Origin of the sequence: Mycolicibacter arupensis (assembly GCF_002086515.1) — a bacterium.
GTDB classification, from domain to species: Bacteria; Actinomycetota; Actinomycetes; order Mycobacteriales; family Mycobacteriaceae; genus Mycobacterium; species Mycobacterium arupense.
This window is the reverse complement of the sequence record NZ_MVHH01000009.1, coordinates 37,588-53,571: the sequence shown is the minus strand read 5'-3', so window position 1 is coordinate 53,571 and position 15,984 is coordinate 37,588. Positions and strand designations below refer to the sequence as shown.

Sequence of the window (15,984 nt, the reverse complement as noted above, 5' to 3'; positions counted from 1 at the left end):
CCCGCTGGTCCCCGCCCGTCAAAGTAGCACGTGGGCGCATGTGCCTGGCGGTTCCGGCCGTGACAGCATGGTGCGATGCCTGGATCGCTGACTCGCCGACTGCCCGGTCTGCTGCTGACCGCCGCCCTGCTGCCCGCCCTTGTCACGTCGTGCTCGCACGACGGTGAGACATCGGAGCCCTCGTCTGAGGCAGCTGCGGCCACGTCGTCGACCGCCGCCGCGCCGGTGGACCCGGTGTGCGAGGGAGTGTCGGCCCTGTCGACCCGCGACAAGCTGGCCCAGCTGGTGATGGTGGGTGTCCGCGACGCGGGGGACGCACGTGCTGTGGTGAGCGATCACCATGTCGGCGGCATCTTCATCGGCAGTTGGACCGATCTGGCCCTGCTCACAGACGGCTCGCTGAAGGAGATCAAGGCAAGCCAGGCGCCGACCGGCCCGCTGCCCCTGGCGGTCAGTGTGGACGAGGAGGGCGGCCGCGTGTCGCGGCTGTCGTCGCTGATCGGGACGTCGCCGTCGGCGAAGGAGTTGGCGCAGACCAGCAGCGCCGAGCAAGTACGCGAGCTGGCCGCCGAGCGGGGCCGCAAGATGGCCGACCTGGGTATCACCGTCGATTTCGCACCGGTTGTCGACGTGGTGGACTCCGACACCGATGACGACACCGTGATCGGTGATCGATCGTTCGGGTCGGACCCGGCCAAGGTCACCGAATACGCCGGGGCCTACGCGCAGGGGTTGCGCGACGCCGGACTGCTCCCGGTGCTCAAGCACTTCCCCGGCCACGGCCACGGATCCGGTGATTCACACACCGCGGGCGCCGTGATCACCCCGCCGCTGACTCAGCTGCTGGACGGCGACCTGGCGCCGTATCGCACGCTGGTTACGGCGGCGCCGGTGGCAGTCATGATGGGTCACCTGGAGGTGCCCGGGCTGACCGAGGACCCCGCCAGCCTGAGCCCGGCGGCGGTCAACCTGCTGCGTACGGGCACCGGATACGGCGGCCCGGCTTTCGATGGCCCCGTATTCAGCGATGACCTGTCATCGATGGCGGCGATCACCGAGCACTACGGAGTTGCCGAGGCGGTGCTGCGCAGCTTGGCGGCCGGTGTCGACATCGCGCTGTGGGTCACCACCGACGAGGTGCCGGCGGTGCTGGACAGGTTGGAGCAGGCGCTGTCGGCAGGCGAGCTGAAGCAGGAGGCCGTCGACGCGTCGCTGGCGCGGGTGACCGCGGCCAAGTTGCCCGGTACGCACTGCCACGCCTGATCCCGGCGGCGCGGGGAACCACACAAGTTACTCTTCGGTAAGATCGTGCCGAGGGGGCGCGCGGAAGGACCTCGAGTCGATGGCAGCTGGCAGTAAGCGGTTACCGCGAGCTGTGCGCGAACAGCAGATGCTCGACGCCGCCGTGCAGATGTTCTCGATCAACGGCTACCACGAGACGTCGATGGACTCGATCGCCGCGGCCGCGCAGATCTCCAAGCCGATGCTCTACTTGTATTACGGCTCCAAAGAAGAGTTGTTCGGGGCATGTCTGGACCGCGAACTGCGCCGCTTCGTCGAGTCGGTTCGCACGGAGATCGACTTTCAGCAGTCCCCGAAAGACATGCTGGGTAACACGATTCGGGCATTCTTGCGCTACATCGATGCCAATCGGGCGTCGTGGATCGTGATGTACACCCAGGCCACCAGTTCGCAGGCGTTCGCCCACACCGTGCGCGAAGGCCGGGAACGAATCATCGAGTTGGTGGGTCGGTTGCTGCGGGCCGGTACGCGCAAACCCGAGCCGGGCCTTGACTTCGAGTTGATGGCGGTCGCGCTGGTGGGCGCCGGCGAGGCGATCGCCAGCCGGGTCAGCACCGGCGACACCGACGTCGAGGAGGCGGGTCAGTTGATGATCGACCTGTTCTGGCGAGGGCTCAAGGAAGCCCCGGGCGGCCGCGACGGAGCCGACGCCGCCGCGGCCGGGTAGCTACAGCTCCCGCACCGTGGCCGTCAGGTAGGGGTATCCCTTGGCGATGTTGCGCAGCGCCAGATCCCAGCCGCCGTCGACCTTGTCGACGTAGAGGCCCGGGCTGGCCGGCAGCAGCATCGGCTTGCCGAATCGCACGGTGTAGTCCACGGCATCCGGAAGCGTCCCCTCGATGTTGGCCAGAACCGTCGCGGCGGAGAACATTCCGTGCGCGATCGCGGAGGGGAAGCCGAACAGCTTGGCGCCGATCGAGCTGGTGTGGATCGGGTTGTGATCGCCCCCGGCCGACGCATAGCGCCGAATCTGCCCCGGGGTGACCCGCAGCACCGCGTGGGGCGGGCCCAGCTTGGGTTGCTTCGCGGGCGGAGGTTTGGGTTCATCGGAGAGGCTGGTGCGCTGCTGATGCAGGAACGTCGTCACCTGATGCCAGGCCGGATCGTTGCCGACGCTGACGTCGGTGACGATGTCGACCAGCAGACCCTTGCGGTGTTCGCGCAGATTCTCCGCGTGCACCGTCACGCCGACGGTGTCGGTGACCGTGATCGGGCGATGCCGGACGATCCGATTCTCGGTGTGCACCGAGCCCATCGCCGCGAACGGGAAATCGAACCCGGTCGCCAGTTCCATCACGGTCGGGAAGGTGAGGGCGAACGGGTAGGTCAGCGGAACCTGGTCGGCGAACCGCAGTCCGGTGACGGCCGCGTAGGCCGCGACGTGGTTGGGGTCGATGGCAAGCTCATCGACCCGCAGCGTCCGGTTCGGCAGGGATTGCGTGCGCGGAATGAAGGGCAGCGCCCCGGCTACCGCGCGCGCCATGTTGCGGAGGCCACTGGGTTGCGTCATGGTGCTCACGCCCCCAGCATGGCTTGACCGCACACCCGGATGGTGTTGCCGGTCACCGCATTCGATGCGGGGCTGGCGAAGTAGGCGATCAGTTCGGCCACGTCGACGGGTTGGCCGCCCTGGAACAGCGAGTTGAGCCGACGGCCGACTTCGCGGGTGGCCAGCGGGATCGCGGCGGTCATCTCGGTCTCGATGAACCCCGGGGCGACGGCGTTGATCGTGATGCCCTTCTTGGCCAGGGTCGGCGCCAGCGCCTCGGTCAGGCCGATCATGCCGGCCTTGGTGGCCGCGTAGTTGGTCTGGCCGCGGTTACCGGCGATGCCGGCCATTGACGACAGGCCGATCACGCGGCCGCCTTCGCCGATGCTGCCGCCCTCGACCAATCCTTCGGTCAGGCGCTGCGGCGCCAGCAGGTTGACCGCCAGCACCGCGTTCCAGCGGGCGTCGTCCATGTTGGCCAGCAACTTGTCGCGCGTGATGCCGGCGTTGTTGACCAGCACGTCGGCCTTGCCGCCATAGTGCTCTGTGAGGTGCGCGGTGATCTGCTCTACCGCGTCGGCGGCGGTGACGTCCAGCGCCAGCGCCGTCCCGCCAACCCGGGAAGCCGTCGTCTCCAGCGCCTCGCTGGCCTGGGGCACGTCGATCGCCACCACCTTGGCGCCGTCGCGGGCGAACACCTCGGCGATGGTGGCGCCGATGCCACGTGCCGCGCCGGTGATGATCGCGACCTTGCCCTCCAGGGGGCGGTCCCAATCGGCGGGGGCGATCGCGTCGTCGGCGCCGACGTAGAACACCTGGCCGTCGACGTAGGCCGACCGGGCCGAGAGAATGAACCGCAACGTCGATTCCAGGCCGGTGGCGCCGGGCTTGGCGTCGGGCGACAGGTACACCAACTGCACCGTGGCGCCGCGCTGCAGCTCCTTGCCCAACGAGCGGGTGAAGCCTTCCAGGGCGCGCTGCGCGATCCGCTCGTCGACGCTGCCGGCCGCCTCGGGGGTGGTGCCCACGACTACCAGCCGACCGCAGCGGCCCACGTTGCGCAGCAGGGGGGTGAAGAACTCGTGTAGCTGGTTCAGCTCGGCCGGAGCGGTGATGCCGGTGGCATCGAAGACCAGCCCGCCGAACGAGTCTGCCCAACGACCGCCCAGGTTGTCGCCGACCAGCTCGTAGTCGTCGGCCAGCGCGGCGCGCAGCGGCTCGGCCACCCGGCCCGACCCGCCGATCAGCAGGGGGCCGGCCAGTGCCGGCTCGCCGACCCGGTAGCGGCGCAGGGTCTCGGCCTGCGGAACGCCGAGCTGCTTGGACAGGAACGATCCGGGGGCGGAGCCGAGGATCTGGGACAACAGGTCCGAAGGGACTCTGGGGGCCTTGGGGGGCATAGTGCTGCCTTCCATGTGGGGACGTGCCTGGTGCGGGCCACGGTGTCGACAACGAACTTACTCCAGAGTAAGAATACTGGGTAGTATCACCCCACTGCCCCCGGTGACTCGGGGACCCACCACCAGAGACGAGAGATCGTGGCACCTGCATCTGCTGCTCAACCTGCCGAGGCGACCGCCGGCACGCGACGCCGTGTCGCCGTCCTCGGGGGCAATCGCATTCCGTTCGCGCGCTCCGACGGCGCCTACGCCAGCGCGTCCAACCAGGACATGTTCACCGCGGCGCTGGGCGGCCTGGTCGATCGATTCGGCCTGGCCGGAGAGAAGCTGGACGCGGTGATCGGCGGTGCGGTGCTCAAGCACAGCCGCGACTTCAACCTGATCCGCGAATCGGTGCTGGGCTCTGCGCTGTCGCCGTACACGCAGGCGTTCGATCTGCAGCAGGCCTGCGGCACCGGCTTGCAGGCGGCGATCTGCGCCGCCGACGGGATTGCCGCCGGTCGTTACGAAGTGGCCGCCGCAGGCGGGGTGGACACCACCTCCGATGCCCCCCTGGCCATCGGCAACGAACTGCGTCGCACGCTGCTTGCGCTGCGCCGGGCCAAGTCGAACGTGCAACGGCTGAAGCTTGTCGGCAAGCTGCCGGCCGCGCTGGGCGTGGAGATCCCGGCCAACAAGGAGACCCGCACCGGCCTGTCGATGGGTGAGCACCAGGCCATCACCACCAAGCAGATGGGGATCAAGCGGGTCGACCAGGACGAGCTTGCCGCGGCCAGCCACCGCAATATGGCCGCCGCCTATGACCGCGGTTTCTTCGACGACCTGGTGACGCCGTTCCAGGGGCTCTACCGCGACGACAACCTGCGGCCCCAGTCCAGCCCGGAGAAGCTGGCCACGCTCAAGCCGGTGTTCGGCGCCAAGGCCGGTGACGCCACCATGACCGCGGGCAACTCCACCCCGCTCACCGACGGTGCGTCGGTGGCGCTGCTGGCCAGCGAGGAGTGGGCCGCCGCGCACAAGCTGACCCCGCTGGCGTACTTCGTGGACGCCGAGACGGCCGCGGTGGACTACGTCAACGGCGCCGACGGCCTGCTGATGGCGCCGACCTACGCGGTGCCGCGACTGCTGGCGCGCAACGGCCTGACCCTGCAGGACTTCGACTTCTACGAGATCCACGAGGCATTCGCAGCCACGGTGCTGTGCCACCTACAAGCGTGGGAGTCGGAGGAGTACTGCACGCAGCGGCTGGGTCTGGACTCCGCGCTGGGCGCCATCGACCGCTCCAAGCTCAACGTCAATGGGTCGTCGCTGGCGGCAGGGCACCCCTTCGCCGCCACCGGTGGGCGGATCGTGGCCCAGGCGGCCAAGCAGATCGCCGAGGCGAAGGCGGCCAAGAAGGGTGCAGCGAAGAACAAGCCGGTGCGTGCGCTGATCTCGATCTGCGCCGCGGGCGGTCAGGGCGTAGCGGCCATCCTTGAGGGGTAGCGCCCGGCCGTGCCCGACTCTGGTTTGACCGACGGCGAAGCCGGGTAAAACACAGGGTGTGGTTGGCCTCGCGAGGTCGCCCGCCCCCTGCGACACCGCGGGGCAGCCCGCCGGTGGCTCGCCGTTGAACTGAGGGGATTCAACGGCGGGTCATGTGGCTCCGCCGGTTGCGGACCGCGCCGATCGCCTGATCCCACAGCAGCAGTGCGCTGGCCTTCAGTTGTGCCGGCTTCGCAACGTCCCGGGCCATCAGCGCGGTGGCCGCCGCCTTGGTCTGGACCGACGCCTTGGAGGTGTGGCCGGAGTCGAAAGGCGGCTGCGGATCGTATTCGATCAGAAGCTGAATGGCTTTGGCGCGCTGCTCACCGGCAATCTGCGCAGCCAGCCAGAGTGCAAGGTCGATCCCGGCCGACACTCCAGCGCCGGTGACCATATCGCCTTGGTGGACGATGCGTTCGTCACCGACCGGGTCCGCGCCGAACGGCTTGAGTGCGCTCAGCGCCGACCAATGCGATGTGGCCCGCTTGCCTTCCAGCAGGCCGGCGGCGGCCAGCACCACCGATCCGGTGCACACCGAGGCGGTCCAGGTGGCGGTCCGCTGGGCCCGTCGCAGCCACTCCAGTAAGACCGTGTCCCGGGCGGCCGCCATGCACCCGGGACCGCCCGGGACCAGAATGACGTCGGGGGCGGGTGTCTCGTCCAGGGAGTGTGTCGCCCCGACCACGAGCACCCCCGAGTCGGCCGTTACCGGTCCCGGCGTATGCCACACGAAGCGCACCTGTGCCTGCGGTAGCTGGCGTAACACCTCGTATGGGCCGATGAAGTCCAGCGCGGTGAAGTCGGGGTAGAGCACGACGGCGATCTGCATGGGTGTCCCTTTCAGGCGAACGTCTTGCGGTAGTGGTCGGGTGAGACGCCGAGTCGGCGAATGAATGTGCGGCGCAAAGTCTCTGGCGTGCCGAATCCGCAGCGGCCGGCGATCGCTGCGACGGTGTCGTCGGACTCCTCGAGTTGCCGGCGCGCGGCTTCGGTCCGTACTCGCTCCACGTACGCTCCGGGCGCCATACCCACCTCGTCGGTGAAGACTCGGGTGAAGTGCCGGGGGCTCATCGCGGCCCGGGCGGCCAACTCGATGATGCGGTGCGGGCGGCCTGGTTCGGACTCGATCAGTTCCTGCACGTCACGGATCGGTGTCCGCCGAGACCGCGGCTGCCACGCCGGTGCCGCAAATTGAGACTGCCCGCCGGGACGTCGCAGATACAGCACCAGCCAGCGCGCCGTCGTCTGCGCCACGTCGGTGCCGTGATCTTCTTCGACCAACGCCAACGCCAGATCGATCCCTGCGGCCACCCCAGCTGCTGTCCACACCGATGCCGAACTGCGGACGAAGATCGGTTCGGGGTCGACGGTGACCTGGGGAAACTCGCGGGCCAGCGCCTCGGCGAACGCCCAATGCGTGGTCGCACGGCACCCGTCGAGCAGGCCCGCCTGCGCGGCTAAGAACGCCCCGGTGCACACGCTGACCACGCGCCGCGAACGCGACGAGGCTTGGCGGACCCAGTCAACGGTCTGCGGGTCGGCCTGCGCCGCCTGGACGCCGATCCCGCCGGGGATTACCAGGGTGTCGATGGGCTCACCGGGCTCAAGTGCGGCACCCGGGGCCAGCGACACCCCTCCGCTGGTGGCTATCGGTGTGCCGTCGACGCCGGCCACGGTGACTTCATAGCCGTCCTCGCCACGGCCTTGCCCGATCAATGCGAATGTCGCGGTGGCGAAGACCTCCGCGGGCCCGAAGATGTCTAGGGCCTGGATGCCGGGGTAGCCGAGGATGACGACCTTGCGTGTCATCTCACCAGTGTCGGCCCCCGCGGGCATGGCGTCCACGACATGTATCCCACAAATCAGGACAAACTCATTACGCTCGCGCGCAGGGGCGACCCGACAATGCAGCAGGCCCCCAGGGGGTCTCCCCGAGGGCCTGCGCGGTCTGTGCTCAGCGCCTTAGAACGCTGCCTCGTCGAGCTCCATGATGTCGTTGTCGATGTTCTCGATCACCGACCGCGTGCTGGTCAACAGCGGCAGGAAGTTCTTGGTGAAGAACGACGCCACGGCGATCTTGCCCTCGTAGAAGGAGCGGTCGGCACCTTCGGCACCGGCGTCGAGCTTCTCCACGGCGACAGCCGCCTGGCGGGTCAGCAGCCAGCCGATCATCAGGTCGCCGACGCTCATCAGGAAGCGCACCGAGCCCAGACCGACCTTGTAGATGCTGGAGATGTCCTCCTGCGCGGCCATCAGGTAACCGGTCAGCGTGGCAGCCATGCCCTGCACGTCCGCCAGTGCGGTGGCCAGCAGCTCCCGCTCGGCCTTGAGTCGGCCGTTGCCGGTCTCGTTGGAGATGAACGCCTCGATCTCGCCCGCGACGTGGCCCAGTGCGGAACCCTTGTCGCGAATGATCTTGCGGAAGAAGAAGTCCTGCGCCTGGATCGCCGTGGTGCCCTCGTAGAGCGAGTCGATCTTGGCGTCCCGGATGTACTGCTCGATCGGGTAGTCCTGCAGGAAGCCCGAGCCGCCCAGGGTCTGCAGGCTCTCGGTGAGCTTGGCGTAGGCCTGCTCGGAGCCGACGCCCTTGACGATCGGCAGCATCAAGTCATTGATCCGGACCGCCAGGTCGGCGTCCACCCCGTGCAGTGCCTTTGCCACGGCGGCGTCCTGGAACGTGGCGGTGTACATGTACAGCGCCCGCAGCCCCTCGGCGTAGGCCTTCTGGGTCATCAGCGACCGGCGGACATCCGGGTGGTGGGTGATGGTGACCCGCGGCGCCGACTTGTCGGTCATCTGGGTCAGGTCAGCGCCCTGCACCCGCTCCTTGGCGTACTCGAGCGCGTTGAGGTAGCCGGTGGACAGGGTGGCGATGGCCTTGGTGCCCACCATCATCCGAGCCTGCTCGATGACCTCGAACATCTGCGCGATGCCGTTGTGCACGTCGCCCACCAGCCAGCCCTTGGCGGGAACGCCGTGCTGGCCGAACGTCAGCTCACAGGTGGCCGAGACCTTCAGGCCCATCTTGTGCTCGACGTTGGTGACGAATGCGCCGTTGCGCTCACCGAGTTCGCCGGTCTCGAAGTCGAACAGGAACTTCGGGACGAAGAACAGCGACAGGCCCTTGGTGCCGGGCTTGGCACCTTCGGGGCGCGCCAGCACCAGGTGGAAGATGTTCTCGAACAGGTCGTCGGAGTCGGCCGAGGTGATGAATCGCTTGACACCGTCGATGTGCCAGGAGCCGTCGGGCTGCTGCACGGCCTTGGTGCGACCGGCGCCCACGTCAGAGCCGGCGTCCGGCTCGGTCAGCACCATCGTCGAACCCCAACCGCGCTCGGCGGCCAGGATGGCCCACTTCTTCTGCTCTTCGGTGGCGATGTTGTAGAAGATGTTGGCGAATCCGGCTCCACCGCCGTACATCCACACGGCCGGGTTGGCGCCCAGGATGTGCTCCTGCAGCGCCCACATCAGGACCTTGGGCATGGGGATGCCGCCCAGCTCCTCGATGACACCGACCCGATCCCAGCCGCCTTCCAAGTTGGCGCGCACCGACTTCTTGAACGACTCGGGCAGGGTGACGGTGTGGGTCTCGGGGTTGAACACGGGCGGGTTGCGGTCGCCGTCGACGAAGGACGCGGCAATCGGGCCCTCAGCCAGGCGGACCATTTCGCCGAGCATTTCCTGAGCGGTGTCGATGTCCAGGTCGGCATAGTCGCCTTCGCCGAAGACTCGGTCCAGGCCCAGCACCTCGAACAGGTTGAACACCTGGTCACGGACATTGCTCTTGTAGTGGCTCACAACTTCCTCCTCATGGAATGCCACTTGATGGTTGGGTACTCGGGATTAAGTTACCCACCAGTAACGTAACCTGAAATATACTCGCCAGTAGCCATAGTGCAAGCTGATGTGAGCTATGTCCTTCGATCGGGTAACCAACCGGTTGGTCTTCGCCCGAGAATCTGGCCGCAATCGGCCCATCTGCCGAGGCCACGGGCTGGCGGGTAGGGTTCTGGGCGAGTACGACAGACCAGACGAGCCGAACGGGTCCCGGTGAATCCCCACGTGAGTTCCGAGAGCAAACTGACTCCGCTGACACCGACGTCACTTCGGGAAGCCTTCGGGCATTTCCCGTCCGGAGTGGTGGCGGTGGCCGCTGAGATCGACGGCGTCCGGATCGGCCTGGCAGCCAGCACCTTCGTGCCGGTCTCCTTGGATCCCCCGCTGGTGTCCTTCTGCGTGCAGAACTCCTCGAGCACGTGGCCCAAGCTCAAGGACTCGCCGCGACTGGGCATCAGCGTGCTCGGCGAGGCGCACGACGTGGCGGCCCGCACCCTGGCTGCCAAGACCGGTGACAGGTTCGCCGGGTTGGAGACGGTGACCAACGATGGCGCGGTCTTCATCAAGGGAACCGGGGTGTGGCTGGGCAGCGCGATCGAGCAGTTGGTTCCCGCCGGTGACCACACCATCGTGGTGCTGCGGGTCTGTGAACTCACCGTGGATCCAGAGATCGCGCCGATCGTCTTTCATCGCAGCGGCTTTCGCCGGCTCGGAGGTTAGGGCCGGTTCCCGCGCTGCTCGAGGTGCGGGGATCGCCGCAGATGTGCTGCGATGGGCAGATGGCTCCGCGAAGCACTGACCCGGTTGAGTTGAGGACCATCGCCGAAACATTGGTGGCCGAGGCCGCGGAATTCGTACGGCGCCGGCGCGCAGAGGTGTTCGGTACCCCCGGTGCGGCGAACCCGCCCGGTCTGGTTCAGACGAAGAGCACCCCGACCGACCCGGTGACCGTGGTCGATACCGAGACCGAGAGCTTCATCCGGGAGCGGCTGACCGTGCTGCGTCCCGGGGACGCGGTGCTGGGCGAAGAGGGCGGCGGTTCCGGCGAGGCCGGCGGCCGTGAACCCAACCGTGTGACCTGGGTCGTCGACCCTATCGACGGCACCGTCAATTTCATGTATGGCGTCCCGGCATACGCGGTCTCGGTAGCGGCGCAGATCGGCGGGGTGTCGGTGGCGGGCGCGGTCGCCGACGTGGTGGCGGACCGGATCTATTCCGCCGCTGCCGGATTGGGCGCTCAGGTGCTCGATCGGCACGGCTCAGTTGCGCTGCGATGCACCGAAGTCAGTGAGCTGTCGCTGGCGCTGCTGGGTACCGGCTTCGGCTATTCACCCCGTCGCAGGGCCGCCCAGGCGCAGCTGCTCACCCGGGTGCTGCCGGTGGTCCGTGACGTACGCCGGATCGGCTCGGCCGCCCTGGACTTGTGCATGGTCGCTGCGGGCCGGCTCGATGCCTATTTCGAGCACGGGACCAAGCCCTGGGACTACGCCGCCGGTGCGCTGATCGCGGCGGAGGCGGGTGCCCGGGTGGTGCTGCCCGGCCCGGTGATCGACAGCGGAGAAGTGCTCGTCGCCGCTGCGCCCGGCGTCGCCGACGCCCTCATCGAATTGCTTCACCGGGAGGGCGGTTGGCCGCCGATGCCGGAGTAGCCGTTGCGTCCAAGTGCACCGGCCGGAGCTTCGCCGAGTCAATCCGCCTTGCGGCGGAAGATCTTTCGGCCTAGCCAGACGACCGGGTCATAACGGTTTCCGGCCACCCGCTCCTTCATCGGGATGATGGCGTTGTCGGTGATCGTGATGTGCTCCGGGCAGACCTCGGTGCAGCATTTTGTGATGTTGCACAACCCGAGTCCGGCCTCGTCCTGGGCGAAGTCGCGCCGGTCGGCGGTGTCCAAGGGGTGCATGTCCAACTCCGCCAGCCGGATGAACATACGAGGCCCGGAGAACTGCTCCTTGTTCTCCTCGTGGTCACGAATGACGTGGCAGACGTTTTGGCAGAGAAAGCATTCGATGCACTTGCGGAACTCTTGCGAGCGCTCCACATCCACCTGCTGCATGCGGTACTCGCCGGGCTTGAGATCGGCCGGGGGCTTGAAGGCCGGCATCTCCCGGGCCTTCTGATAGTTGAACGAGACGTCGGTGACCAGGTCGCGAACCACCGGGAAGGTGCGCACCGGGGTCACCGTGATCGTCTGCTCCGGGTCGAACGTCGACATTCGAGTCATGCACATCAGCCGGGGCAGCCCATTGATCTCGGCCGAACACGATCCGCATTTGCCGGCCTTGCAGTTCCAGCGCACCGCCAGGTCTGGTGTCTGGGTCGCCTGTAGGCGGTGGATGACGTCGAGCACCACCTCACCCTCGTTGACCTCGACCTCGAAGTCCTGCAGTTCACCGCCGTCGACGTCACCGCGCCAGACTCGCAGCTGGGCGTTGTATGTCATTACGCTCTCCGTCCCGGATGTTGCGCCAGCTCTTGGTCGGTGTAGTACTTCTCCAGCTCGGAGATCTCGAACAGCTCCAGCAAGTCCTCGCGCATCCCGGTCTGGGCCTCGGGTGTGACCGTGATGTCGGGCACGACGCGGTCGTCCGAAGCCCGACAGACCAGCAGGGTCTTGCGCCAGTTGGAGTCCATACCCGGGTGGTCGTCGCGGGTATGTCCACCGCGGCTCTCGGTGCGCTGCAGCGCGGCTTTGGCCACGCATTCGCTGACCAGGAGCATGTTGCGAAGGTCGATGGCCAGGTGCCAGCCCGGGTTGTAGTGGCGTCCGCCGTCGACTGTCACCGCGGCGAACCGGGCCTTGAACTCTTCGATGCGAACCAGCGCCTGCTCCAGCTCGCCCGCGTTGCGGATGATCCCGACCAGATCGTTCATCGACTGTTGCAGATCGGAATGCAGCGTGTAGGGATTCTCCGGTGTACCGCCGCCGGCCGGCCCGTCGAACGGTGCCAGTGCCAGTTGCGCTGCGGCTTCCAGTGCGGCCGGGGTCACCGTCGGTCGGGCCTGAAGCGCCTGAACATATTGCGCGGCGCCCAACCCTGCGCGGCGGCCGAACACCAGCAGGTCGGATAGGGAGTTTCCGCCCAGCCGGTTGGATCCGTGCATACCGCCGGAGCATTCGCCGGCGGCGAACAGGCCGGGCACCGCTGCGGCGCCCGTGTCCGGGTCGACCTCGATGCCCCCCATCACGTAGTGGCAGGTGGGCCCGACCTCCATCGCGTCCTTGGTGATGTCGACTTCGGCGAGCTGCATGAATTGGTGGTACATCGAGGGCAGTCGCCGCTTGATCTCCTCGGCGGTCAGGCGCGAGGCGATGTCCAGGAACACCCCACCGTGCGGCGAGCCGCGCCCGGCCTTGACCTCGGAGTTGATGGCGCGGGCCACCTCATCGCGCGGAAGCAGGACCGGGGTCCGGCGAGCCGAGTCGTTGTCCTTGAGCCATTGGTCGGCCTCTTGTTCGGTTTCGGCGTACTGGCCCTTGAACACCGGAGGGATGTAGTCGAACATGAACCGGGTGCCGTCGGAGTTCTTGAGCACGCCGCCGTCGCCACGCACGCCTTCGGTGACCAGAATGCCCTTCACGCTGGGTGGCCACACCATGCCGGTCGGGTGAAACTGGACGAACTCCATGTTGATCAGCGTCGCGCCGGCCCGAAGCGCCAAGGCGTGTCCGTCGCCGGTGTACTCCCAGGAGTTCGATGTCACTTTGAAGGACTTGCCGATCCCACCGGTGGCCAGCACGATCGCCGGTGCCTCGAACAGCACGAAGTTGCCGCTTTCGCGCCAGTAGCCGAAAGCGCCCGAAATGGCACCGGACGCTTCGTCCTTGAGCAGTTCGGTGATGGTGCATTCGTGGAAGATCTTGATCCGAGCCTCGTAGTCACCGAACTGGGCGTAATCCTCCTGCTGCAGCGAGACCACCTTCTGCTGCATGGTGCGGATCAACTCCAGCCCGGTGCGGTCTCCGACGTGGGCCAGCCGTGGGTAGGTGTGGCCACCGAAGTTGCGCTGGCTGATCTTGCCGTCGGGAGTGCGGTCGAACAGGGCGCCGTAGGTCTCCAACTCCCAGACCCGCTCCGGTGCTTCCCGGGCGTGTAGCTCGGCCATCCGCCAGTTGTTCAGGAACTTCCCCCCGCGCATGGTGTCGCGGAAGTGCACCTGCCAGTTGTCCTTGGAGTTGACATTGCCCATCGACGCGGCGCAGCCACCCTCGGCCATCACGGTGTGTGCCTTACCGAACAGCGACTTGCACACCACCGCAACGCTCAGGCCCTGCTCACGGGCTTCGATGACCGCGCGCAGGCCAGCGCCGCCGGCACCGATCACGACTACGTCGTAGGAGTGCCGTTCGACTTCAACCATGAATCCTCACTCGTCTAAGAGTTGACACTTCGAAAACGCTTGTCAGCCAATGAATCGCAGGTCGCTGATGGTGCCGCTGGCGACCAGCATGATGTAGAAGTCGGTCAGCATCAGCGTGCCCAGCGTGATCCAGGCGAATTGCTTGTGATGCACGTTGATCTTGCTGATCTGTGACCACATCCAGTACCGCACTGGATGTTTGGAGAAGTGCTTCAACCGCCCGCCGAACACGTGCCGGCACGAATGGCAGGACAGGGTGTAGGTCCACAGCATGGCGACGTTTCCGACCAGAATGAGATTGCCCAACCCGAAACCGAAACCGTGAGGGCCGGTGTCGGAGTGGAAGGCCCCGATCGCATCGTTGGTGTTGATGACGGAGATGACGGCGGCGATGTAGAAGAAGTAGCGGTGACTGTTCTGGATGATCAGCGGAAACCGCGTCTCCCCGGTGTAGTGGGCGCGGGGCTCGGGGACTGCGCACGAGGTCGGCGACTGCCAGACCGTCCGGTAGTAGGCGCCGCGGTAGTAATAGCAGGTCAGCCGGAACAGCAAGAGGAACGGCAATGACATCGCCGCATAGGGCAACCACCACACATCGGGTAGGAACCGTGGCCAGAACTCGCTGGCCTCGGGAAGGCAGCCTTGGCTCACGCACGGTGAGTAGAACGGTGTCAGGTAGTGGTACTTCTCGACGAAGTAGTGGTTCTGCTGGAACCCACGTGCCGTCGCGTAGATGAGGAAGGCGGCGAAGCCCAGGTCGATTCGCAGCGGGGAGAGCCACCAGCGGTCGGTCCGCAACGTCCGATTGGCGATCCGTGCGCGCGTCGCCGAGAAGACGCCGGGGCCGGGACGGTTCACGGCGGGTGCGCTCATCTGGTGGGGTTCCCTTCGGCTTTAGTTCGTCGGAGGGCGCCCCTTATCGACAAGCAGCACCCGGTGGGTTCAGTACCTGCCTTGGCCGCCGACGCCCTCGTCGTCGACGTCGCGCCAGAATTCGCTGTCGTACTCGGTGTCGGGGATGGTGATCTTCTCGTGCGACCGCTCGGCCGCCCAGCGCTCCAAGTCCATCTCTCCGGCATCCGATTCGAGGAGCTGGACATCGGTAAGGATGCGTTCGGCGTCCAGCTCTATGCGGCGCATTCCGGGAATGTCACCGACGCGGGTCTTCAGCCCCAGCACGCAGCGCCGCAGGTCACCAATCAGGGTGTGCAGTTCGGCGAGTTCGGTAGTGCTCGACACCAGGCCTCCTCGGGTGGTACAGCTCACAGTACGTCCACCCGATGCTAGTCACATCCGGAACCGAACGTGAGACAGATCACGTTGTCTGCGGGACGTGTTGGGCGCCGAAAAGCCCCCGAACACAGGTGTGTGCGGGGGCTTTCGGGCCGGTTCGGTCGTGCCGGGCTACTTGGTGATGGCGATCCGCTGCGGCTGGCTGCCGGCGTACACGCCCGCTACCCGCACCGTCAGTACGCCGGCGTCATAGGACGCGGAAACGGATTCGCCGGTGACGTGGGCAGGCACCGCGAACGAGCGGCGGAACGCCCCGTAGCGCACCTCGCGCAGCGTGCGTTGGGTGCCGGCCTCGGTGTCGGCGTGCTCGTCGCGGCGTTCACCGTGGACCACCAGTCGGCCGCCGTCCAATTCGACCGCCACGTCCTTGTCGACGTCGATGCCGGGCAGCTCCAGCCGGATCACCGCGTCGTCGCCGTCCTTGATGATCTCGGCGGCCGGGTGCAGTTCGCCCGGAGTGGGCACCCCTCGCCAGTCGCTGGCCGTGGCCGGTCCGAAGAAGTCGCGGACCCAGCGCTCGGTGTCGAAGGCGGGCTTGAGTGGGCGCTGCCACAGTGTCAGAGTGCTCATGGGTCTCTCCTTTGAGGTGATTGCCGCGTGCCGGTCTGGTGCCGGTCCGTCACCGAGTAGAACTTGAGTCGATGACGCTAAAGTTCCGTGTTCGCCATGGGTGAACACCAGCGCATATACGCCTTGAAGTGACATGGATCACACTCGCGTGAGCACACCTTCACGCATTTGTAACGTGTGGCGATATACCAGCAATGATTGATTGCC

At 66.8% G+C, this 15,984-nt stretch carries 15 protein-coding genes; 5 read left to right on the top strand and 10 right to left on the bottom strand.

What is annotated here, in order from left to right; all coding sequences use genetic code 11:
- The first annotated feature begins 75 nt into the window (after positions 1 to 75).
- Positions 76 to 1,263: a glycoside hydrolase family 3 N-terminal domain-containing protein gene (locus tag BST15_RS06620; RefSeq protein ID WP_046188680.1), complete on the top strand. Its 1,188-nt coding sequence runs from the start codon at positions 76 to 78 to the stop codon at positions 1,261 to 1,263.
- A gap of 79 nt (positions 1,264 to 1,342) precedes the next feature.
- Positions 1,343 to 1,969 carry a TetR/AcrR family transcriptional regulator gene (locus tag BST15_RS06615; RefSeq protein ID WP_046188679.1) on the top strand — a complete coding sequence of 209 codons (627 nt, stop codon included), beginning with the start codon at positions 1,343 to 1,345 and terminating at the stop codon, positions 1,967 to 1,969.
- On the opposite strand, the gene BST15_RS06610 is transcribed toward BST15_RS06615, so the two are convergent.
- On the bottom strand, positions 1,970 to 2,812 hold the full coding sequence (locus tag BST15_RS06610) for a MaoC/PaaZ C-terminal domain-containing protein (RefSeq protein ID WP_046188699.1): 843 nt from the start codon (positions 2,810 to 2,812) through the stop codon (positions 1,970 to 1,972).
- Between the two features lie 5 nt (positions 2,813 to 2,817).
- Positions 2,818 to 4,191 (bottom strand): 3-oxoacyl-ACP reductase, encoded by a 1,374-nt coding sequence (locus tag BST15_RS06605; protein ID WP_046188698.1) that lies wholly within the window; start codon positions 4,189 to 4,191, stop codon positions 2,818 to 2,820.
- Between the two features lie 138 nt (positions 4,192 to 4,329).
- On the opposite strand from BST15_RS06605, the gene BST15_RS06600 reads away from it, so the two are divergent.
- Positions 4,330 to 5,676, top strand: a complete 1,347-nt coding sequence (locus BST15_RS06600) for an acetyl-CoA C-acetyltransferase (protein WP_046188678.1) — start codon at positions 4,330 to 4,332, stop codon at positions 5,674 to 5,676.
- Between the two features lie 139 nt (positions 5,677 to 5,815).
- On the opposite strand, the gene BST15_RS06595 is transcribed toward BST15_RS06600, so the two are convergent.
- From BST15_RS06595 to BST15_RS06585, 3 genes are all read right to left on the bottom strand, one after another.
- A complete protein-coding gene (locus BST15_RS06595; RefSeq protein ID WP_046188677.1) occupies positions 5,816 to 6,544 on the bottom strand; it encodes a DJ-1/PfpI family protein in 729 nt (242 codons plus the stop codon).
- 11 nt (positions 6,545 to 6,555) lie between these two features.
- Positions 6,556 to 7,524 carry a GlxA family transcriptional regulator gene (locus tag BST15_RS06590; RefSeq protein WP_046188697.1) on the bottom strand — a complete coding sequence of 323 codons (969 nt, stop codon included), beginning with the start codon at positions 7,522 to 7,524 and terminating at the stop codon, positions 6,556 to 6,558.
- A gap of 153 nt (positions 7,525 to 7,677) precedes the next feature.
- Positions 7,678 to 9,513 (bottom strand): acyl-CoA dehydrogenase, encoded by a 1,836-nt coding sequence (locus BST15_RS06585; protein ID WP_046188676.1) that lies wholly within the window; start codon positions 9,511 to 9,513, stop codon positions 7,678 to 7,680.
- A gap of 282 nt (positions 9,514 to 9,795) precedes the next feature.
- On the opposite strand from BST15_RS06585, the gene BST15_RS06580 reads away from it, so the two are divergent.
- A complete protein-coding gene (locus tag BST15_RS06580; protein WP_276037974.1) occupies positions 9,796 to 10,272 on the top strand; it encodes a flavin reductase family protein in 477 nt (158 codons plus the stop codon).
- 59 nt (positions 10,273 to 10,331) lie between these two features.
- Positions 10,332 to 11,201, top strand: a complete 870-nt coding sequence (locus BST15_RS06575; protein ID WP_046188674.1) for an inositol monophosphatase family protein — start codon at positions 10,332 to 10,334, stop codon at positions 11,199 to 11,201.
- Positions 11,202 to 11,239: 38 nt separating this feature from the next.
- Here BST15_RS06575 and BST15_RS06570 read toward each other — a convergent pair whose 3' ends face one another.
- The 5 genes from BST15_RS06570 to BST15_RS06550 form a co-directional block, all read right to left on the bottom strand.
- Entirely contained in the window at positions 11,240 to 11,995 is a 756-nt protein-coding gene (locus tag BST15_RS06570; protein WP_046188673.1) for a succinate dehydrogenase/fumarate reductase iron-sulfur subunit, read from the bottom strand.
- On the bottom strand, positions 11,995 to 13,914 hold the full coding sequence (locus BST15_RS06565) for a fumarate reductase/succinate dehydrogenase flavoprotein subunit (protein WP_083070871.1): 1,920 nt from the start codon (positions 13,912 to 13,914) through the stop codon (positions 11,995 to 11,997). The genes BST15_RS06570 and BST15_RS06565 overlap by 1 nt, the downstream gene beginning before the upstream one ends.
- Before the next feature lie 42 nt (positions 13,915 to 13,956).
- The gene (locus BST15_RS06560) at positions 13,957 to 14,787 is read right to left on the bottom strand and encodes a hypothetical protein (protein WP_046188671.1); all 831 of its coding nucleotides are present in this window, start codon (positions 14,785 to 14,787) and stop codon (positions 13,957 to 13,959) included.
- A gap of 69 nt (positions 14,788 to 14,856) precedes the next feature.
- Entirely contained in the window at positions 14,857 to 15,153 is a 297-nt protein-coding gene (locus BST15_RS06555; RefSeq protein ID WP_046188670.1) for a hypothetical protein, read from the bottom strand.
- Positions 15,154 to 15,318: 165 nt separating this feature from the next.
- Positions 15,319 to 15,777, bottom strand: a complete 459-nt coding sequence (locus BST15_RS06550; protein WP_046188669.1) for an Hsp20/alpha crystallin family protein — start codon at positions 15,775 to 15,777, stop codon at positions 15,319 to 15,321.
- Between the last annotated feature and the right edge of the window lie 207 nt (positions 15,778 to 15,984).

Coding starts and splice junctions, on each gene's coding strand:
- BST15_RS06620 (WP_046188680.1), top strand. CDS start 76: ATGCCTGGATCGCTGACTCGCCGACTGCCCGGTCTGCTGCTGACCGCC.
- BST15_RS06615 (WP_046188679.1), top strand. CDS start 1,343: ATGGCAGCTGGCAGTAAGCGGTTACCGCGAGCTGTGCGCGAACAGCAG.
- BST15_RS06610 (WP_046188699.1), bottom strand. CDS start 2,812: ATGACGCAACCCAGTGGCCTCCGCAACATGGCGCGCGCGGTAGCCGGG.
- BST15_RS06605 (WP_046188698.1), bottom strand. CDS start 4,191: ATGCCCCCCAAGGCCCCCAGAGTCCCTTCGGACCTGTTGTCCCAGATC.
- BST15_RS06595 (WP_046188677.1), bottom strand. CDS start 6,544: ATGCAGATCGCCGTCGTGCTCTACCCCGACTTCACCGCGCTGGACTTC.
- BST15_RS06590 (WP_046188697.1), bottom strand. CDS start 7,524: ATGACACGCAAGGTCGTCATCCTCGGCTACCCCGGCATCCAGGCCCTA.
- BST15_RS06575 (WP_046188674.1), top strand. CDS start 10,332: ATGGCTCCGCGAAGCACTGACCCGGTTGAGTTGAGGACCATCGCCGAA.
- BST15_RS06570 (WP_046188673.1), bottom strand. CDS start 11,995: ATGACATACAACGCCCAGCTGCGAGTCTGGCGCGGTGACGTCGACGGC.
- BST15_RS06565 (WP_083070871.1), bottom strand. CDS start 13,914: ATGGTTGAAGTCGAACGGCACTCCTACGACGTAGTCGTGATCGGTGCC.
- BST15_RS06560 (WP_046188671.1), bottom strand. CDS start 14,787: ATGAGCGCACCCGCCGTGAACCGTCCCGGCCCCGGCGTCTTCTCGGCG.
- BST15_RS06550 (WP_046188669.1), bottom strand. CDS start 15,777: ATGAGCACTCTGACACTGTGGCAGCGCCCACTCAAGCCCGCCTTCGAC.